The organism is Variovorax sp. 20P10.2.4, assembly GCF_058244205.1.
Map to the genome: position 1 here is coordinate 1 of NZ_JBZAYE010000073.1, position 19,532 is coordinate 19,532.

22 protein-coding genes are annotated in these 19,532 nt (G+C 67.4%); 16 read left to right on the forward strand and 6 right to left on the reverse strand.

Translation table 11 applies throughout. The features are described from left to right. The 6 genes from AC27VN_RS10030 to AC27VN_RS10055 form a co-directional block, all read right to left on the reverse strand. On the reverse strand, window positions 1-235 hold a 235-nt coding region (locus tag AC27VN_RS10030), incomplete at its 3' end, for an AMP-binding protein (protein WP_490876457.1). Window positions 236-365: 130 nt separating this feature from the next. Continuing rightward, on the reverse strand, window positions 366-1,349 hold the full coding sequence (gene lipA / locus AC27VN_RS10035; protein ID WP_093350284.1) for a lipoyl synthase: 984 nt from the start codon (window positions 1,347-1,349) through the stop codon (window positions 366-368). Between the two features lie 11 nt (window positions 1,350-1,360). Next, complete coding sequence (lipB, locus tag AC27VN_RS10040; RefSeq protein ID WP_490876458.1) at window positions 1,361-2,056, reverse strand: lipoyl(octanoyl) transferase LipB; 696 nt, start codon at window positions 2,054-2,056, stop codon at window positions 1,361-1,363. After that, window positions 2,053-3,285, reverse strand: a complete 1,233-nt coding sequence (locus AC27VN_RS10045) for an MBL fold metallo-hydrolase (protein ID WP_490876459.1) — start codon at window positions 3,283-3,285, stop codon at window positions 2,053-2,055. The genes lipB and AC27VN_RS10045 overlap by 4 nt, the downstream gene beginning before the upstream one ends. 13 nt (window positions 3,286-3,298) lie before the next feature. Then, window positions 3,299-3,625 carry a YbeD family protein gene (locus AC27VN_RS10050; protein ID WP_093350292.1) on the reverse strand — a complete coding sequence of 109 codons (327 nt, stop codon included), beginning with the start codon at window positions 3,623-3,625 and terminating at the stop codon, window positions 3,299-3,301. Continuing rightward, window positions 3,622-4,518 carry a D-amino acid aminotransferase gene (locus AC27VN_RS10055; RefSeq protein ID WP_490876460.1) on the reverse strand — a complete coding sequence of 299 codons (897 nt, stop codon included), beginning with the start codon at window positions 4,516-4,518 and terminating at the stop codon, window positions 3,622-3,624. The genes AC27VN_RS10050 and AC27VN_RS10055 overlap by 4 nt, the downstream gene beginning before the upstream one ends. Before the next feature lie 126 nt (window positions 4,519-4,644). Here AC27VN_RS10055 and AC27VN_RS10060 point away from each other — a divergent pair, with 126 nt between their 5' ends. The 16 genes from AC27VN_RS10060 to AC27VN_RS10135 all read left to right on the forward strand — a co-directional run bounded on the left by AC27VN_RS10060 (window position 4,645) and on the right by AC27VN_RS10135 (window position 19,518). Then, window positions 4,645-5,118, forward strand: coding sequence for an ATP synthase subunit I (locus tag AC27VN_RS10060; protein ID WP_490876461.1), 474 nt, complete (start codon window positions 4,645-4,647; stop codon window positions 5,116-5,118). Between the two features lie 24 nt (window positions 5,119-5,142). Continuing rightward, a complete protein-coding gene (atpB, locus tag AC27VN_RS10065; protein WP_093350304.1) occupies window positions 5,143-6,039 on the forward strand; it encodes a F0F1 ATP synthase subunit A in 897 nt (298 codons plus the stop codon). 61 nt (window positions 6,040-6,100) lie between these two features. Then, entirely contained in the window at window positions 6,101-6,364 is a 264-nt protein-coding gene (atpE, locus tag AC27VN_RS10070; RefSeq protein ID WP_057593982.1) for a F0F1 ATP synthase subunit C, read from the forward strand. Between the two features lie 34 nt (window positions 6,365-6,398). Continuing rightward, complete coding sequence (locus tag AC27VN_RS10075) at window positions 6,399-6,869, forward strand: F0F1 ATP synthase subunit B (protein WP_093350307.1); 471 nt, start codon at window positions 6,399-6,401, stop codon at window positions 6,867-6,869. A gap of 7 nt (window positions 6,870-6,876) precedes the next feature. Beyond that, entirely contained in the window at window positions 6,877-7,407 is a 531-nt protein-coding gene (locus tag AC27VN_RS10080) for a F0F1 ATP synthase subunit delta (RefSeq protein ID WP_093350310.1), read from the forward strand. A gap of 50 nt (window positions 7,408-7,457) precedes the next feature. Next, window positions 7,458-9,011, forward strand: coding sequence for a F0F1 ATP synthase subunit alpha (gene atpA, locus AC27VN_RS10085; protein ID WP_203203952.1), 1,554 nt, complete (start codon window positions 7,458-7,460; stop codon window positions 9,009-9,011). A 21-nt stretch (window positions 9,012-9,032) separates the two neighbouring features. Further along, window positions 9,033-9,908 (forward strand): F0F1 ATP synthase subunit gamma, encoded by an 876-nt coding sequence (atpG, locus tag AC27VN_RS10090; RefSeq protein ID WP_057593978.1) that lies wholly within the window; start codon window positions 9,033-9,035, stop codon window positions 9,906-9,908. Window positions 9,909-9,997: 89 nt separating this feature from the next. Further along, a complete protein-coding gene (locus AC27VN_RS10095) occupies window positions 9,998-10,405 on the forward strand; it encodes a hypothetical protein (RefSeq protein ID WP_093350315.1) in 408 nt (135 codons plus the stop codon). 153 nt (window positions 10,406-10,558) lie between these two features. Further along, window positions 10,559-11,959 (forward strand): F0F1 ATP synthase subunit beta, encoded by a 1,401-nt coding sequence (gene atpD / locus AC27VN_RS10100; protein ID WP_093350318.1) that lies wholly within the window; start codon window positions 10,559-10,561, stop codon window positions 11,957-11,959. A gap of 12 nt (window positions 11,960-11,971) precedes the next feature. Then, window positions 11,972-12,391, forward strand: coding sequence for a F0F1 ATP synthase subunit epsilon (locus AC27VN_RS10105; protein ID WP_057593975.1), 420 nt, complete (start codon window positions 11,972-11,974; stop codon window positions 12,389-12,391). Window positions 12,392-12,643: 252 nt separating this feature from the next. After that, a complete protein-coding gene (locus AC27VN_RS10110) occupies window positions 12,644-13,813 on the forward strand; it encodes an ROK family protein (protein WP_057593974.1) in 1,170 nt (389 codons plus the stop codon). After that, window positions 13,810-15,327, forward strand: a complete 1,518-nt coding sequence (locus AC27VN_RS10115) for a sugar ABC transporter ATP-binding protein (protein ID WP_490876462.1) — start codon at window positions 13,810-13,812, stop codon at window positions 15,325-15,327. The genes AC27VN_RS10110 and AC27VN_RS10115 overlap by 4 nt, the downstream gene beginning before the upstream one ends. Before the next feature lie 23 nt (window positions 15,328-15,350). Further along, window positions 15,351-16,361, forward strand: coding sequence for an ABC transporter permease (locus tag AC27VN_RS10120; protein ID WP_057593972.1), 1,011 nt, complete (start codon window positions 15,351-15,353; stop codon window positions 16,359-16,361). Between the two features lie 67 nt (window positions 16,362-16,428). Then, on the forward strand, window positions 16,429-17,391 hold the full coding sequence (locus AC27VN_RS10125; RefSeq protein WP_057593971.1) for a substrate-binding domain-containing protein: 963 nt from the start codon (window positions 16,429-16,431) through the stop codon (window positions 17,389-17,391). A gap of 84 nt (window positions 17,392-17,475) precedes the next feature. Further along, a complete protein-coding gene (locus AC27VN_RS10130; protein ID WP_490876463.1) occupies window positions 17,476-18,639 on the forward strand; it encodes a Gfo/Idh/MocA family protein in 1,164 nt (387 codons plus the stop codon). Window positions 18,640-18,777: 138 nt separating this feature from the next. Beyond that, window positions 18,778-19,518: a hypothetical protein gene (locus AC27VN_RS10135; RefSeq protein WP_490876464.1), complete on the forward strand. Its 741-nt coding sequence runs from the start codon at window positions 18,778-18,780 to the stop codon at window positions 19,516-19,518. Window positions 19,519-19,532: the final 14 nt, after the last annotated feature.

Sequence of the window (19,532 nt, forward strand, 5' to 3'; positions counted from 1 at the left end):
CGCAGACCGCGATCGCGTCGCCGGCGCGCAGGCCGTCGCGCTGCAGGCTGGCGGCGATGCGGTCCATCAGCGCGTCGAGCGCGCGGTAGTCGAGCTGCTGCGCGGCGTCGGCGAGCGCGGGGCGCTCGGGGGTGTTGTGCGCATGGAAGCGGATCAGGTCGGCGATCACGCCGAAGTCGCGTTCCATCAGGGCCTGAAAGGAAGCGTCGGAAGAAGCGGAAGCGGGTTGCTGCAAGGTCGGATCCTCGGTCGTTGCCGGTCGTGCAGGATAGCGAAGATGCCCGGCGCCCGGTGAGCCCGAGGCGACGGGCCGCGCCATGAAAAAAGCGGCCCGGAGGCCGCTCGTTGCAGGGGGCTCGCGCGGCTCAGACGCCGGCCGCGTGCGCCTGCTGGTCCGCGTGGTAGCTCGAACGCACCATCGCGCCCACGGCCGCGTGCGAGAAGCCCATCTTGTAGGCCTCTTCCTCGAACATCTTGAAGGTGTCGGGATGCACGTAGCGGCGCACCGGCAGGTGCGAGCCCGACGGCGACAGGTACTGGCCGATGGTCAGCATGTCGATGTCGTGGGCGCGCATGTCGCGCATGACCTGCAGGATCTCCTCGTCGGTCTCGCCGAGGCCGACCATGATGCCGCTCTTGGTCGGCACCTCGGGGTGCAGCGCCTTGAACTTCTTCAGCAGGTTTAGGCTGAACTGGTAGTCGCTGCCCGGGCGCGCTTCCTTGTACAGGCGCGGCGCGGTCTCGAGGTTGTGGTTCATCACGTCGGGCGGCGCGGCCTTGAGGATCTCGAGCGCGCGGTCGTCGCGGCCGCGGAAGTCGGGCACCAGGATCTCGATCTGCGTCATCGGCGAGAGCTCGCGGATGTTCCTGATGCAGTCGACGAAGTGCTGGCTGCCGCCGTCGCGCAGGTCGTCGCGGTCGACGCTGGTGATCACCACGTACTTCAGGCGCAGCTTGGCGATGGTCTTCGCGAGGTTGAGCGGCTCGTCCTTGTCGAGCGGATCGGGGCGGCCATGGCCCACGTCGCAGAAGGGGCAGCGCCGCGTGCACTTGTCGCCCATGATCATGAAGGTGGCGGTGCCGTTGCCGAAGCATTCGCCGATGTTGGGGCACGAGGCTTCCTCGCAGACCGTGTGCAGGTTGCTCTCGCGCAGGATCTGCTTGATCTCGTAGAAGCGCGTGGTCGGGCTGCCGGCCTTGACGCGGATCCACTCGGGCTTCTTGAGCACCTCGCCCTGCTGGATCACCTTGACGGGGATGCGCGAGAGCTTGGCCGCGGCCTTCTGCTTGGCCAGCGGGTTGTAGGTTTCGGCGCTCTGGGCGTCGCGGACGACTTCGGTGGTGCTCATTGGAGTTCTCGTCAAGGCGCCAGGAAAGTACCGAGCTTGCGGCCCAGCACGGCGGCGGCTTCTTCCCATGTGGATTGGACGCCGATTGTAGAAAGGTCGACCGTTTGCAGCCCGGCGTAGCCGCAAGGGTTGATTCGCGAGAAGGGTTCGAGGTCCATGTCGACGTTGAGCGCCACGCCGTGGTAGGTGGCGTGGCGGCTGACCTTGATGCCCAGCGCGGCGATCTTGCCGAGGCCGCGGAACGGGTCGTGCTCGGGCCGCGGGCCGGTGAGGGCGGCGTGCGAGAACGGGTCGTCCAGGCGCACGTAGATGCCGGGCGCGCCCGCCACGCGGTGGCCGGTGACGCCGAAATGCGACAGCGTGCGCAGCACCGCCTCCTCGAGCCGGTAGACGTATTCCTTGACGAAGTAGCCCGCGCGGCGCAGGTCGATCAGCGGGTAGGCCACCACCTGGCCCGGGCCGTGGAAGGTGACCTGGCCGCCGCGGTCGGTCTGCACCACGGGGATCTCGCCGGGGTTGAGGATGTGGTCCTGGCGGCCCGCGATGCCCTGCGTGAAGACCGGCGCGTGCTCGCAAATCCATAGCGCATCGGGCGTATCCGGCGTGCGTTCCAGCGTGAACTGCTTCATCGCGGCGAAGGTGGCGGCGTAGTCGACGCGGCCTTGCCAGTCGAGGGCGATGGGGGGCGCTGCGGTGTCGGTGCTCATTGTGGGGGCTGCCGCTCGGGCAGGGTGCGGGTCTCGCCGATGGCGAGCGTGAAGAAATCGTCGGCGGCCACGCCCTGGGCCTGGCGCGCGGCGGCGAGGTCGCGCGGCGGCTGGTCGAGCGCCTCGTCGGTCAGCGCGAAGGTGCCCCAGTGCACGCCCAGGCTGCGCTTGGCGCCGAGTTCGCGGTGGATGCGCACGCTCTCCTCGGGATTCACGTGCTGGTCCTTCATGAACCAGCGCGGCTCGTAGGCGCCCACGGGCAGCAGCGCGAGGTCGAAGCCGCCGCCCTGGGCCGGGCCCTGGCGCGGCGCGAAGCGGGCCTGGATGTCGGCGAAGTCGCGCGAATAGCCGGTGTCGCCCGAATAGAAGAGCTGCAGCTTCGGCGACAGCACGGCGAAACCGCCCCACAGCGTCTTCAGCCGGTCGCCGAGGCCGCGCGCGCTCCAGTGCTGGGCGGGCGTGAGGAAGACCTGGGTGGCGTCCGTCGTGGCCGCGAGGCCCGCACCGTTGCGCTGGATCCGCACCTGCGAAGCCTGCGGCGGGGCGCTGCCGGGGCTCGTGCCGGGCGGCAGCTCGAGGCTGTCCCACCAGTCGAGCTCGACTGCGTTGGCGATGCCGCGCTCGGCCAGCCAGGGCGCGATGCCCAGCGGCACCACGAACAGTGGCGATCCGCCGGCCTGCGCCGCGAGCGCCTTCACGCTGGCCTCGTCGAGGTGGTCGTAATGGTTGTGGCTGATCAGCACCAGGTCGATGCGCGGCAGCTCGGCCAGCGCCAGGCCCGGCGGCTGGAAGCGCTTCGGGCCCGCGAAGGACACCGGCGAGGCGCGCTCGCCGAACACCGGGTCGGTCAGCAGGTTGAGGCCGCCGGTCGCGGTCGGCAGCTGCACCAGCACGGTGGCATGGCCGATGAAGGTGGCGGTGGGGCGCATCGGCTGGGCCGTGGCGTTGGCGCGCAGCAGCGCGAGGTCGGGCTTGACTACCGGCGGCGGCGCCTCGGGCGCCTTCGGCAGGCCCTTGAACCAGGACGGGATCTGCCAGCGCACCAGCACGTCGATGAAGAAGTTCTTGGGCTGGAACTCGACGTAGTTGTCCTGGAAGCCGTCAGGCCGGTGGTGCGGGCGGCTCGCGTCGTAGTAGGGATTGGGGGCGGTGGAGCAGGCCACCGCCAGGCCGCCCGCGCACAGCGCGGCCGCGAGGTGCCGCCAGCGTGTCAGCGCACAACGCGGCATCGCTCGCCCGTGCTCAGAGCACGACCTTGACCATCGGGTGCGAGGACAGGGCGCGGTAGATGTCGTCGAGCTGCTCGCGGCTGGTGGCGGTCACGGTGATCGTCACGCCGAGGTAGTTGCCGGCCTTGCTGTCGCGCAGCTCGACGGTGGTGGCGTCGAAGCTCGGGTCGAAGCGCTCGGCGATCTGGGTGATCGCGTGCACGAAGCCGTCGACCTTCGCGCCCATCACCTTGATCGGGAACTGCGAGGGGTACTCGATCAGCGAATCCTTGCGCGGATCGGTGACGGCGTCGGCCGCGTCGGCGGCCGGTGCGGGCGTGTCGGGACGTTCGGTGCTCATGCGGATACTCCTCGTGGCGGCTGCTGCGCCTGTGCGTTGCGTCGCTTGGCCTCCTGGTAGGCCGCGTACAAGCTCTGGTAGATGGGGCCGGGTCGGCCATTGCCAATGGGCCGGTCGTCGAGCTGCGTCACGGGCAGCACCTCCTTGGTGGCCGAGGAGATCATCAGCTCGTCGGCCGCGAACACCTCGTCGCGCGCGATGCGCCGCAGCGCGAACGGGATGCCATGCTCGGCGCACAGGCGCTCGAGCAGGCCGTAGCGGATGCCGGTCAGCACCAGGTTGTCGCGCGGCGGGCCGAGCACGGTGCCGTCCTTGACCACCCAGACGTTGCTCGAGGCGGCCTCGCTGAGCCAGTCGTCGCGAAACATCACGGTCTCGGTCGCGCCCGCGTCCACGCCGATCTGGCGCGCGATCACCGCGCCCAGCAGGCTGGTGCTCTTGATGTGCGCCTTGGCCCAGCGGAACTCGTCGGCGGTCACGCATCGCACGCCGTCCGTGCGCGCCGCCTCGCCGGGCAGGATGAGGGTGTTGACCATCGCGAAGACGGTGGGCACGATGCCCTGGACCATCGCGTGGTCGCGCGGCGCCACCCCGCGCGTGACCTGGATGTAGACCGAAACGCTGGCTTCGCCGGCCGCCGAGGCCACCAGCCGCCCGGCCAGCGCGCGCCAGCCCTCGCGCGTGTGCGGGTTCGGGATCCGGACCTCGGCGAGCGAGCGCTCGAGCCGGGCCAGGTGTTCGTCGAGGCAGAACAGGTGGCCGTCGTAGGCCGGGATCACTTCGTAGATGCCGTCGCCGAAGATGAAGCCGCGGTCCAGGACGCTGATCTTCGCGTCGCGCAGCGGAAGGTATTCGCCATCGAGATGGCACAGGGTGGCGGGCAGGGATTGCATGGCGCAAATTATGAGCGCCGGGCCGAAGGTGTCGCTTGTGCGCCCAAGATGTCAGGATCGGCGCGGGTTTGTCCTTATAATCAGAGGCTTTGTAGAATTCGCGGTAGGCAAGGGGTCGCATTCCAAATGACAACCAAGACCCCTGAAGCTAAACCCGAGGCCGAAATCTCTGATTTCGAGCCGCTCACGCCCGAAGAGGCGCAGCGGCTGCGCGAGCAAAATCCCGAACTGTCGCCCTGGTGGGTGATCGGGGCCCAAGTGGCCTTGGGAGTGATCGTGGCGGGAGTTGCATGGGTGTGGACTGGACTGTCGTCCGCCGCCGTGTCGGCGCTCTACGGAGCGATGGCGGTGGCTGTACCGGCGGCGCTGTTCGTTCGAGGCGTACGGCGCGGAACGGGAGCAGTGTCACAGTCCGCTGCCATGCTGAGGTTTTTTGTGTGGGAGTCGATCAAGATCGTGCTGACCGTGGCCATGCTGGTCGCGGCACCGTGGCTGGTCGGAGGGCTGAACTGGCTGGCGCTGGTCGCTGGCGTGATCGCCGCCCTGAAGACGTACTGGATCGCGCTCGTGGTGCGGCCCAGGTTGTTGAACCGGATTTGACTGTTTAAAAAAGAGACGCTGAAGATGGCCGCCGAAGGACACGCACCGACTGCGAGTGAGTACATCGTTCATCACCTCCAGCATTGGCAGGTCGACTGGAGTCTCAATCCCGTGGTGCAGAAGTCGATCGTCGACTTCAACATCATCAATCTCGACTCCGTCCTCTATGCGCTGATCATCGGCGCACTGGGCTGCTTCGTGCTGTGGCTGGCCGCGCGCAAGGCCTCGTCGGGCGTGCCGGGCCGCTTCCAGGCCGCGGTCGAGATCCTGGTCGAGATGGTCGACAACCAGACCAAGGCCAACATCCACAACGCCAAGAGCCGCAAGTTCATTGCGCCGCTCGCGCTCACGGTGTTCGTCTGGATCTTCCTGCTCAACGCGATGGACATGCTGCCGGTGGATCTGCTGCCGGCCATCTGGGCGAAGCTGCATGAAGTTGCCGGCCACGATCCGCATCATGCGTACATGCGCGCCGTGCCCACGGCCGACCTGTCCACCACGCTGGGCCTGTCGACCTCCGTGCTGCTGCTGTGCCTGCTCTACAGCATCAAGATCAAGGGCGTCGGCGGCTGGGCGCACGAACTGGTGACCGCGCCGTTCGGCACCAGCAAGAACCCCGCGTTTGCCGTGATCCTCGGCATCGTCAACCTGCTGATGCAGATCATCGAGTACGTGGCCAAGACCGTGTCGCATGGCATGCGGCTGTTCGGCAACATGTACGCGGGCGAACTCGTTTTCATGCTGATCGCGCTCATGGGCGGCGCGATGGCTGCGTCGTTCTCGGGAGTGCTGTTGCCAGTGGGCCACGTCATTGCCGGTACTGTCTGGGCGATCTTCCACATTCTGGTGATCACGCTCCAGGCATTCATTTTCATGATGCTGACGCTCATTTATCTGGGCCAGGCTCATGAGGCCCACTGAGGCTCGGTTCCCTTTCGTTCTTTTTCTTTTGCATTCATCCAGTTAAATCTAAGGAGTCATCATGGAAGCATCCAACGTTCTCGGTCTCGTTGCTCTCGCCTGTGGTCTGATCGTCGGTCTCGGCGCTATCGGTGCATCGATCGGTATCGCCCTGATGGGTGGCAAGTTTCTGGAATCGTCGGCCCGTCAGCCCGAACTGATGAACGACCTGCAGACCAAGATGTTCATCTTGGCCGGTCTGATCGACGCGGCCTTCCTGATCGGCGTGGCCATCGCCCTGCTGTTCGCGTTCGCCAACCCCTTCCTGTCCGCCCTGCCGAAGTAATCCGGTTTCAACGCCACTCTAGAAAGGTGTTGCCGTGAGTATCAACGCGACCCTGTTCGTTCAGGCCATCGTCTTCCTGTTGCTCGTGCTGTTCACGATGAGATTCGTGTGGCCGCCGATCGCGAAGGCTTTGGATGACCGGGCACAAAAGATCGCCGCGGGCCTGGCGGCCGCCGACAAGGCCAAGGCCGAACTGCAGTCCGCCAACCAGCGCGTCGAACAGGAACTGTCGGCTTCTCGCACCGAGACCGCCAGCCGTCTGGCCGACGCCGAGCGCCGCGCCCAGCAGATCATCGAAGAAGCCAAGGGCCGTGCGAACGAAGAGGCCAACAAGATCGTCGCGGCTGCCCGCGACGAGGCCGAGCAGCAGACCGTGCGCGCCCGCGAAGCGCTGCGCGAGCAGGTTGCCGCGCTGGCCGTCAAGGGTGCCGAGCAGATTCTCCGCAAGGAAGTCGACGCCGGCGTCCATGCCGACCTGCTCCAGCGCCTGAAGACCGAGCTCTGAGGACGACATGGCCGAACTCGCGACCATTGCCCGTCCCTACGCTGAAGCGCTGTTCCAGGCCAGTGCCGGCAACCTCGACGCCACCACCGGCTGGATCGACCAGCTGGCTGCCGTCGTCGGGAACCCGCAACTGCTGCAGTTCGCGGCCAATCCCAAGGTCGCGCCCGAGCAGGTCGTCGGCCTGGTCGCCGGCCTGCTGTCCCAGCCGCTGCCGGACCTCGGCACGAACTTCCTTCGCACCGTCCTCGACAACGGCCGCCTCGCGGCCGTTCCCGAGGTGGCGGTCCAGTTCCGTGCCCTCAAGAACGCCAGCAGCGGTTCGTCCGATGCGGTGATCTACAGCGCCTTCCCGATCGAAGGCGCCGCGCTGCAGGACATCGAGGCGGCGCTCGTGCGCCGCTTCGGTCGCAAGCTCAAGACGAGCGTCGCGATCGACCCCGAACTGATCGGCGGCATCCGTGCCGTGGTCGGCGACGAGGTGCTCGACATGTCCGTCAAGGCCCGGCTCGAACAAATGAAAGCTGCGCTCACCGCCTGAGGCGGTCTGTCGCCGCGGTAAGCCCTATTTATTGAAAGAAGGAAAGAGTCATGCAACTCAATCCCGCAGAAATTTCCGAGCTGATCAAGAGCCGCATCGAAGGGCTTGGCGTCAGCGCAGATATCCGTAACCAGGGCACCGTGGTGTCGGTGACCGACGGCATCGTGCGCGTGCACGGCCTGTCGGACGCGATGCAGGGCGAAATGCTCGAGTTCCCGCCCACGGCCGACGGCGTTCCGTCGTATGGCCTGGCGCTGAACCTCGAGCGCGATTCCGTCGGCGCCGTGATTCTGGGCGAGTACGAGCACATCTCGGAAGGCGACACCGTCAAGTGCACGGGCCGCATCCTGGAAGTGCCGGTGGGCCCCGAGCTCATCGGCCGCGTGGTCAACGCGCTGGGCCAGCCGATCGACGGCAAGGGTCCGATCAACGCCAAGATGACCGACGTGATCGAGAAGGTCGCCCCGGGCGTGATCGCACGGAAGTCCGTCGACCAGCCGATGCAGACCGGCCTCAAGTCGATCGACTCGATGGTGCCCGTCGGCCGTGGCCAGCGCGAGCTGATCATCGGCGACCGCCAGACCGGCAAGACCGCCGTGGCGATCGACGCGATCATCAACCAGAAGGGTCAGAACATGACCTGCGTCTACGTCGCGATCGGCCAGAAGGCTTCGTCGATCAAGAACGTGGTGCGCTCCCTCGAACAAGCCGGCGCGATGGACTACACCATCGTGGTGGCCGCATCGGCGTCGGAATCGGCCGCCATGCAGTACGTGTCGGCCTACTCGGGCTGCACGATGGGCGAATACTTCCGCGACCGCGGCCAGGACGCCCTGATCGTCTATGACGACCTGTCGAAGCAGGCCGTGGCCTACCGTCAGGTGTCGCTGCTGCTGCGCCGCCCGCCGGGCCGCGAAGCCTACCCCGGCGACGTGTTCTATCTCCACAGCCGTCTGCTCGAGCGCGCGGCCCGCGTGAACGCCGACTACGTCGAAGCCTTCACCAAGGGTGAAGTCAAGGGCAAGACCGGTTCGCTGACCGCGCTGCCGATCATCGAAACGCAGGCCGGCGACGTGTCCGCCTTCGTGCCGACCAACGTGATCTCGATCACCGACGGCCAGATCTTCCTGGAAACCAGCCTGTTCAACGCCGGCATCCGTCCCGCCATCAACGCCGGTATCTCGGTGTCGCGCGTGGGTTCGTCGGCACAGACCAAGGCGATCAAGGGCCTGTCGGGCGGTATCCGTACCGACCTCGCGCAGTACCGTGAACTGGCTGCGTTCGCGCAGTTCGCTTCCGACCTCGACGAAGCCACCCGCAAGCAGCTCGACCGCGGTGCCCGCGTGACCGAACTGCTGAAGCAGGCCCAGTACAGCCCGCTGTCCATCTCGCTGATGAGCGCGTCGCTGTTCGCGGTCAACAAGGGCTTCATGGACGATCTCGACGTCAAGAAGGTCCTGGCCTTCGAGCACGGCCTGCACCAGTTCCTCAAGACCAGCCACGCGGCCCTGCTCGACAAGGTCGAACAGGCCAAGGCGATCGACAAGGACTCGGAAGCCGAACTGCACGCGGCGATCACCTCGTTCAAGAAGTCGTTCGCCTGATCGACCCCCAAAGGAATCCTCATGGCAGCTGGTAAGGAAATCCGCGGCAAGATCAAATCGGTGGAGAACACCAAGAAGATCACCAAGGCCATGGAAATGGTGGCCGCGTCGAAGATGCGCAAGGCGCAGGAACGCATGCGCGCCGCCCGCCCCTACAGCGAGAAGATCCGCAACATCGCGGCCAACCTCGGCCAGGCGAATCCGGAGTACACGCACGCGTTCATGAAGGAGAACGAGGCCAAGGCCGCGGGCTTCATCGTCGTCACGACCGACAAGGGTCTGTGCGGCGGCATGAACACCAACGTGCTGCGCGCCGTCACCGCCAAGCTGCGCGAGCAGCAGTCGGCCGGCAACGCGGTCGAGGCGGTCGCCATCGGCAACAAGGGCCTGGGCTTCCTCAACCGGATCGGCGCCCGCGTGGTGTCGCATGTCACCCAGCTGGGCGACACGCCGCACCTCGACAAGCTGATCGGCCCGGTCAAGGTCCTGCTCGACGCGTACGCCGAGGGCAAGCTGAGCGCCGTGTACCTGTGCTACACGAAGTTCATCAACACGATGCGCCAGGAATCGGTGGTCGAGCAGCTGCTGCCGCTCGCTTCCGAGACGCTGCAGGTCGAGAGCGGCCAGCACGCCTGGGACTACATCTACGAGCCCGATGCGCAGAGCGTCATCGACGAGCTGCTGGTGCGCTACGTGGAATCGCTGGTCTACCAGGCCGTGGCCGAGAACATGGCGTCCGAGCAATCGGCGCGCATGGTCGCGATGAAGGCCGCCACCGACAACGCGGGCAACGTGATCAGCGAGCTGAAGCTGGTCTACAACAAGACCCGCCAGGCCGGCATCACGAAGGAGCTTTCGGAAATCGTGTCGGGCGCGGCCGCAGCGGCGGGCGTCTGATCGAGGCAATGCACCGGGCCACATTGCCCACGGGTCCGCACGCGGACCGGTGACAACGGCCCAGCTCAGAAAAAAGGGGACCCGATTCAATGAAGAAATTTCTCGCTCTGGTGGCCGTGGCTGCCGCTCTGACCGCCTGTTCCAAGAAGGAAGAGGCACCGGCACCCGCGCCCGCTCCGGCGGCCGCACCGGCTCCGGCGCCTGCTCCCGCTGCTTCGGCTCCCGCCGCGGCACCGGCAGCGCCTGCTTCGGCACCGGCTGCAGCAGCACCGACGGCCTCGGCCGCCGACCTGCCGCAAGAGTGCAACGACTACCTGACGAAGGTCAGCGCCTGCGTCAGCTCGCAAAGCGGTGCCGCCGCCGACGCGATGAAGGCCAGCCTCGATCAGACCAAGGCGACCTGGGCTTCGATGGGTGCCGACAAGGCCGCCCTGGGCCAGGCCTGCAAGGCTGCTTCGGACGCCTTCGCCGCGCAAGCCACGGCGATGAAGTGCTGAGCACGACGAGCGCAGAAATCCGAACGCATCGTCATTGACTTCGAGGATGCCGGCCCGGCCGGCATTCTTGCAAAAGCGGCCCGCATTGGCACCAGGACGCTTCTGCAAGAACCTGTCGCAAATTTATTGAGAATCCATCCAGAAGGAAACGCCATGGCTGAAGGAAAAATTGTCCAATGTATCGGCGCCGTGGTCGACGTGGAGTTCCCGCGTGACCAGATGCCCAAGGTGTACGACGCCTTGAAGTTCGAAGGCAGCGCGCTGACCCTCGAAGTGCAACAACAGCTCGGTGATGGCGTGGTGCGCACGATTGCGCTGGGCTCGTCGGACGGCCTGCGCCGCGGCCTCATCGTGACCAACACCGGCGCACCCATCACGGTGCCGGTCGGCAAGGCCACCCTCGGCCGCATCATGGACGTGCTGGGCGCGCCCATCGACGAGCGCGGTCCCGTCAGCCAGGAGCTGACCGCTCCCATCCACCGCAAGGCCCCCGCGTACGACGAACTGTCGCCCTCGCAGGACCTGCTGGAAACCGGCATCAAGGTGATCGACCTGGTGTGCCCGTTCGCCAAGGGCGGCAAGGTGGGCCTGTTCGGCGGCGCCGGCGTGGGCAAGACCGTGAACATGATGGAACTCATCAACAACATCGCGAAGGCCCACTCGGGTCTGTCGGTGTTCGCCGGCGTGGGTGAACGTACCCGCGAAGGCAACGACTTCTATCACGAAATGTCGGACGCCAAGGTGGTGGACCTCGACGACCTGCCGAACTCGAAGGTGTCGATGGTCTACGGCCAGATGAACGAACCCCCGGGCAACCGTCTGCGCGTGGCGCTGACCGGCCTGACCATCGCCGAGTCGTTCCGCGACGAAGGCCGCGACGTTCTGTTCTTCGTCGACAACATCTACCGCTACACGCTGGCCGGTACCGAAGTGTCGGCACTGCTGGGCCGCATGCCTTCCGCCGTGGGCTACCAGCCGACGCTGGCCGAGGAAATGGGCCGCCTGCAAGAGCGGATCACCTCGACCAAGGTCGGCTCGATCACCTCGATCCAGGCCGTGTACGTGCCCGCCGACGACTTGACCGACCCGTCGCCCGCCACCACCTTCGCCCACCTGGATTCGACCGTGGTGCTGTCGCGCGACATCGCTTCGCTCGGTATCTACCCCGCCGTGGACCCGCTGGACTCGACCTCGCGCCAGCTCGACCCGAACGTGGTCGGCGAAGAGCACTACAACGTGGCTCGCTCGGTGCAAGGCACGCTGCAGCGCTACAAGGAACTGCGCGACATCATCGCGATCCTGGGCATGGACGAACTGGCGCCCGACGACAAGCTCGCCGTGGCCCGCGCCCGCAAGATCCAGCGTTTCCTGTCGCAGCCTTTCCATGTGGCCGAAGTGTTCACGGGCTCGCCCGGCAAGTACGTGCCGCTGTCGGAAACCATCCGCGGCTTCAAGATGATCGTGAACGGCGAAGCCGACCACCTGCCGGAACAAGCGTTCTACATGGTGGGCGGCATCGACGAAGCGTTCGAGAAGGCCAAGAAGGTCGCTTAAGAAGGAATCACCATGGCAGGCACCATTCATGTGGACGTGGTCAGCGCGGAAGAGTCGATCTTCTCGGGCGAAGCCAGGTTCGTCGCGCTGCCCGGTGAAGCCGGTGAGCTCGGCATCTATCCGCGCCACACCCCGCTGATCACGCGCATCCGCCCCGGCGCCGTGCGCATCGAAACGGCCGACGGCAACGAGGAATTCGTCTTCGTCGCCGGCGGCATCCTCGAAGTGCAGCCGAACGCCGTGACCGTGCTGTCGGACACCGCGATCCGCGGCAAGGACCTCGACGACGAGAAGGCCAACCAGGCCAAGGCCGCCGCCGAGGAAGCGCTGAAGAACGCCAAGAGCGACATCGACATCGCGATGGCGCAATCGGAACTGGCCGTGATGGCCGCGCAGATTGCAGCGCTGCGCAAGTACCGCCAGAAGAAGTAAGCCTGCGGGCTTGCTGCTTCCGAAGGCCGCCCACCGAGGCGGCTTTTTTTCGTCCCGGCTCGGCGCGAGGCCTGGTCGTCAAGGTCGAATCCAGCCGTCTTCGATCTGAATATGGTCGAAGTTCAGCCTTGTCTGGCTGAAGCCCTGCTCCTAGTATTCGCCTTCGCCCGCCGGCCTCGATGCCGCCGGGTCCCGATAAAGAACCGGAGACAAGCGCGCGTGGCACCCTGGAGCGGCATCACTGCGGACGAAATGCGTTTGCTGGAGACCACCTTCTGGTCGGCCGGCGGTTCGCGCCATGCCATGGCCGAGGAACTCGGCTTCTCCAAGAGCAAGGCCAACGCGCTGATCGCCGGGCTGCTCGAACAAGGCCTGCTGGCCGAAGCCGGCCTGCAGCGCTCCTCGGGCGGACGCCGCCCCGAAAACCTCCAGCTCCATGCCGACCTCGGCGTGCTCGTGGGCGTCGACATCGGCGCCACCAGCCTCGGGGTCGCCGTGCTGCAGCCCGACCTCACGGTGCTCGCGCAGCACGAGGAAGCGGCCGACGTGCGCGACGGCCCGGCAGTCGTGCTGGCGCGCGTGCGCGCGCTGATGCGCGAACTGCTAGGCCGCTGCGGCCGCACGGCGCGCGACGTGTTCGGCATCGGCATCGGCGTGCCCGGGCCGGTCAACTTCGAGATCGGCCAGCTCGTCAATCCGCCGCTGATGCCGGCCTGGGACAGCTTCTCGATCCGCGACTACCTGCGCGAGGACTATGCTGCGCCGGTGTTCGTCGACAACGACGTCAACCTGATGGCGCTCGGCGAGCTCTGGCGCCTCAAGCGCTCGCTCTCGAACTTCCTCGTCATCAAGATCGGCACCGGCATCGGCTGCGGCATCGTCTGCCACGGCGAGGTCTATCGCGGCGCCGCCGGTTCGGCCGGCGACGTGGGCCACATCTGCGTCGACCAGGAAGGGCCGCGCTGCCATTGCGGCAACCTGGGCTGCGTCGAGGCGATGGCGGCCGGCCCCGCGATCACGCGCATGGCGGTGCAGGCGGCCGAGGCCGGCGAGAGCGCCGTGCTGGCCGAGGTGCTGCGCAGCCAGGGTCGCATCGAGGCCCTCGACGTGGGCCAGGCCAGCCGCGCCGGCGATCCCGCGGCCAACGCCATCGTGCAGCGCGCGGGCAACCTCATCGGCCAGATGCTGGCTTCGGTCGTCAACTTCTTCAATCCGTCGCATGTGTTCATCGGCGGCGGCATCACGCGCATCGGCCCGCTGTTCCTCGCGGCCGTGCGCCAAAGCGTCTACCAGCGCTCGCTCGCGCTGTCGACGCGCCATCTCGAGATCCAGTACACGCCGCTGGCCGCGCAGGGCGGCCTGATCGGCGCCGGCGTGCTCGCGATGCAGCAGAGCCTCAAGGCGAGGGGCATCGCGCCATGAGCGAAACGCAGAACAAAGCCAGCGTCGCGGTCGAATTCGACGACGTGCGAAAGTCCTTCGGCCCGGTGCAGGTGCTGCACGGCGTGAGCTTCGCGCTCGCGCCCGGCAAGGTCTACGGCCTGCTCGGCGAGAACGGCGCGGGCAAGTCCACGCTGATGAAGATCCTCTCGGGCTACGAGGGCCTCACGGGCGGCACGCTGCGCATCAACGGCCAGCCGCAGCAGTTCGCCGGCTCGCGCGATGCCGAGGCGCTGGGCATCGTGCTGATCCACCAGGAGTTCAACCTCGCCGAGGACCTGAGCATCGCGCAGAACATCTTCCTCGGCCACGAGAAGAAGAAGGGCCTGTTCCTCGACGACGTCGCGATGGAGCGCGAGGCCGCCGCCGCGCTGGCGGCCGTCGGCCTGCAGGCCGACCCGCGCACAAAGGTGCGCCGGCTCATCGTGGCCGAGAAGCAGCTGGTGGAGATCGCCAAGGCCATCGCGCGCCGCGCGCGCCTCTTGGTCATGGACGAGCCCACCGCCACGCTCACGCCCGGCGAGACCGAGCGCCTGTTCAAGCTGATCGCGCAGTTGCGCGCCGATGGCGTGACCATCGTCTACATCTCGCACAAGCTCGACGAGGTCGAGCGCGTGACCGACGAGGTGATCGTGATGCGCGACGGCCGTTTCGTCGCGCGCTCGCCCACGGCCGAGGTCACGCGCCAGCAGATGGCCAACCTGATGGTGGGCCGCGAGCTGGCCGACCTCTATCCGCCGCGCGACCCGGTGTCGGCCGCGCAGGCGCCCGCGATGCGCGTGCAGGGCTTCAGCGTGCCCGGCTGGGCACGGGACGCGAGCTTCGAGGTGCGCCCCGGCGAGATCCTCGGCTTCGCGGGCCTGGTCGGCGCCGGCCGCACCGAGCTGTTCGAAGGCCTGCTGGGCCTGCGGCCCGCGGCCGGCAGCGTCGAGATGCTCGGGCGCGCGGTGCCCCACGGCAAGGGCTGGCGCAGCCCGCGCGATGCCGCGAAACACGGCCTCACCTACCTGAGCGAGGACCGCAAGGGCAAGGGCCTGCACGTGCACTTCGGCCTGCGCCAGAACCTCACGCTGATGGCGCTCGAGCGCTACGCCACGCCCTGGCTCAAGCCCGAGGCCGAGCGCGGCGCGCTGGCCGAAGCGGTCAAGGACTACGGCATCCGCGCCGGCTCGCTCGAGGTCAGGGCCTCGTCGCTGTCGGGCGGCAACCAGCAGAAGCTCGCGCTCGCCAAGGTGCTGCAGCCGCGCCCGCGCGTGGTGGTGCTCGACGAGCCCACGCGCGGCGTCGACGTCGGCGCCAAGCGCGACATCTACTTCCTGGTCCAGCGCCTGGCGCGCGAGGGCCTGGCCGTGATCGTCATCTCGTCCGAGCTCATGGAACTGATCGGCCTGTGCCACCGCGTCGCGGTGATGCGCGCGGGCCGGCTGGTCGCCACGCTCGACGCCGACCACCTGAGCGAAGAAGCGCTCATCGCCCACGCCACCGGCGCGCACTGAGCCACGACCCACACCCGGCCCCCATGAACAACAGCCCCGAACCCACTGCCGACACCCACCGCGCCCAGCCCAAGGCGCGCTGGACCGAGCACCTGCACGGCCTCGGCCCCGTCATCGGCCTGGTGCTGCTGTGCATCGCCGGCACCCTGCTCAACGGCGACTTCGCCACCGTCGACAACGCGATGAACGTGCTCACGCGCACCGCCTTCATCGGCATCATCGCGGTCGGCATGTGCTTCGTGATCATCTCGGGCGGCATCGACCTGTCGGTGGGCTCGATGGCCGCGCTGATCGCGGGCAGCGTGATCATGTTCATCAACTGGGCCGGCCCCGCCACCGGCTCGCCGCTGATGGCGGTGATGCTCGGCGCCGTGCTCGCGGTGGTGCTGGGCGCGCTGTTCGGCCTCGCGCACGGCCTGCTCATCACCAAGGGCCGCATCGAGCCCTTCATCGTCACGCTGGGCACGCTCGGCATCTTCCGCGCCTACCTCACCTACTTCGCCGACGGCGGCGCGCTCACGCTCGACAACGAGCTGTCGGACCTCTACGCGCCGGTCTACTACGCGAGCCTCGCGGGCATCCCGGTGCCGGTGTGGGTGTTCGTCATCGTCGCCATCGTCGGCGGCGTGATCCTCAACCGCACCGCCTACGGCCGCTACGTGCAGGCCATCGGCTCCAACGAGCAGGTCGCGCGCTATGCCGCGGTCGACGTCGACCGCGTGAAGATCCTGACCTACGTGCTGCTCGGCGTGTGCGTGGGCATCGCCACGCTGCTGTACGTGCCGCGCCTGGGCTCGGCCTCGCCGACCACGGGCCTCTTGTGGGAACTCGAGGCGATCGCCGCGGTGATCGTCGGCGGCACCGCGCTCAAGGGCGGCGCGGGCAGCATCACCGGCACCGTGGTGGGCGCGATCCTGCTCTCGGTCATCAGCAACATCCTGAACCTCACCAGCATCATCAGCGTGTACCTGAATGCCGCGGTGCAGGGCTTCGTGATCATCATCGTGGCCTTCCTCCAGCGAGGAAAGCGATGACGCCGTTGGGCGTGGCCACACCTGGTTCCTTCCCGTTCCGTTCCATCCACCAAGAGGAGACATCAGCATGACCCGTTTCACCCGACGCATCGCGCTCACGGCCGTGGCCGCCGCGGCATTCGCCAGCCTGCCCGCGCTCGCCGCGGACAAGGTCAACCTCGGCGTTTCGATCCCCGCCGCCACCCACAGCTTCATGGGCGGCATCAACTACTGGGCCAACCAGGCGAAGAAGGATCTCGAGAAGGAACACAAGGACCTGAAGATCACGATCAAGACCGCCGCCAACGCGCCCGAGCAGGCCAACCAGCTGCAGGACCTGTCGACGGTCACCAAGATCAACGCGCTGGTCGTGTTCCCGTTCGAATCGGCCGCGCTGACCAAGCCGGTCGCGCAGGTCAAGGCCAAGGGCGCCTACGTCACCGTGGTCGACCGCGGCCTGACCGACACCAGCGCGCAGGACGCCTACGTGGCCGGCGACAACACCGCCTTCGGCCGCATCCCGGCCGAGTACATCGTCAAGCAGCTCGGCGGCAAGGGCAACGTGGTGGCGTTGCGCGGCATCGCGACCACGCTCGACAACGAGCGCATGGACGCCTTCAACGCGGTGCTCAAGAACAGCCCCGACGTGAAGCTGCTCGACGCCAAGTACGCCAACTGGAACCGCGACGACGCCTTCAAGGTCACGCAGGACTACCTCACGCGCTTCAAGCAGATCGACGCCATCTGGGCCGCCGACGACGACATGGCCGTGGGCGTGCTCAAGGCGATCGAACAGGCCAAGCGCGACGACATCAGAATCGTGTTCGGCGGCGCCGGCGCCAAGGGCATGGTCAAAACCATCATGGACGGCAAGGACAAGCGCATCACGGCCGACGTGAGCTACTCGCCGAAGTTCATCTACGACGCCATCAAGCTCACGGCCGAGGCGCGCCTGAAGGGCGAGAAGCTGCCCGCGACCACGATCATCCCGTCGGTGCTGATCACCAAGGACAACGCCAAGGACTTCTACCACCCGAACTCGCCGTTCTGAACGGGATCGGCCGGCCGGCCGATCGCTTCGCTCCCTCTCCCTGCGGGGAGGGGGAACCCCGTCTCTGGAACCTCAAGGAGTTGGATGACCGACACCCCCCATCGCAAGCTGCGCTACGCCATGGTCGGCGGCGGCCGCGATGCCTTCATCGGCGGCGTGCACCGCAAGGCGATCGCGCTCGACGCCCAGATCGAGCTCGTGGCCGGCGCGCTGTCCTCCGATCCCGCCAAGGCGCGCGCCTCGGGCGCCGACCTCGGCCTGGCCGACGCGCGCAACCATGGCGACTGGCAGGCCCTGCTGGCCGATGAACTGAAGCGGCCCGCCGGCGAGCGCATCGACTTCGTCTCGATCGTCACGCCCAACCACGTGCACTACCCGGTGGCGCGGGCCTTCGTCGAGGCCGGCTTCCACGTGGTGTGCGACAAGCCGCTGGTCCACACGCGCGAGCAGGCCGATGCATTGGTCGCCAGCGTGGCGGCGCGGGGCACGGTCTTCGGCGTCACCTACAACTACACCGGCTACCCCATGGTGCGGCAGGCGCGCGCGATGATCCGCGCGGGCGAGCTCGGCACGCTGCGCAAGGTGGTCGTGGAATACAACCAGGGCTGGCTCGCGAGCCAGCTCGAGGGCACCGGCAACAAGCAGGCCGACTGGCGCACCGACCCCGCGCGCAGCGGCGCGGCCGGTGCCATCGGCGACATCGGCTCGCATGCCGAGAACCTCGTCGCCACGCTGACCGGCCTCGAGATCGAGAGCCTGTGCGCCGACCTCACGGCGCACGTGGCCGGCCGCCAGCTCGACGACGACGGCAGCCTGCTGCTGCGCTACCAGGGCGGCGCGCGCGGCGTGCTCATCGCCTCGCAGATCAGCACCGGCCTCGAGAACGACCTGCGCGTGCGCATCGCGGGCACCCTGGGCACGCTCGAGTGGCACCAGGAGCAGCCGAGCCGGCTGGTGCACCTGCCGCACGACGGGCCACTGCGCGTGCTCACGCGCGGCGCCCCCTGGCTGCACGAATCGGCGCGCCGCGCGAGCCGCCTGCCCGCGGGCCATCCCGAGGGCTTCATCGAGGCCTTCGCCAACGTCTACGCGGGCGTCGCCGCCGACATCCGCGCGCGCCTCGAAGGCCGGCGCGCCGATCCGCTCGAGGCCGACTACCCGCGCGTGGAGGATGGGGCGCGCGGCGTGCGCTTCATCGAGCGCACGGTGGCCTCGGCGCACAGCGACCTGAAATGGACGCCCTGGTGAGCTGAGGCGCCGCGGGATTCGCAAGACGCTCACACAATGTCACAATTCCGGCCGGGGAGGCGGCCGGATTCCATGAAGTCCATCTCCTCGGCTGCGGGGCTACACCTGTGGTCAACAACAAAACCGAGGAGAAGAAACATGAGATGGCGTCTGTTCGCCGCTGTGGCGGCGCTTGGCATTTTTCTGAGTGGATGCGCGATCAAGCCGCAGCAACCCGTGCCCCTGGGCAAGGACGCGCTGACTTCGAGCAGCGCGAAAAGCGCGAAGGTCGGCGTGGCGATGTCCGAGCTGCCGAAGGTCGACACCTTCTTTCCCGGCGCGGACTGCCTGCTGTGCTACGCCTTCGCCAGCGCTTCCAACTCCGCGCTGACCAAGCACACCGAGACCCTGGCGCGCGATGACCTCGCATCCCTGAAGGAAGACGTGGCGGCCGCGCTGCGCAAGAAGAACGTCGAGGTCACGGTCATCAAGGAGGCCATCGACCTCAAGTCGCTGCCCGACATCCGCACCGAGGTGCCGACCGCCGCGCGCAAGGACTTCGCCTCGCTGCGTGCCAAGCATGCGGTCGACAAGCTGCTCGTGATCGACATGCCGCAGGTGGGCTATGTGCGCACCTATGCGTCGTACGTGCCGACCAGCGATCCCAAGGCCGTGGTCACCGGCGCCGCGTACCTGGTCGACCTGAAGACCAACACCTACAGCTGGTACCTGCCGATCAACATCAACCGTGCCGCCGGTACCACCTGGGACGAGCCGCCCAAGTTCCCGGGCCTGACCAACGCCTACTTCCAGGCCATCGAGGCGAGCCGCGACAGCGTGCTCAAGCCGCTGGCCGACGTGGCCGTGCCGGAGGGAGCGCCGGCGACCGGCGCCCAGTAGGCATGGCGCATCCG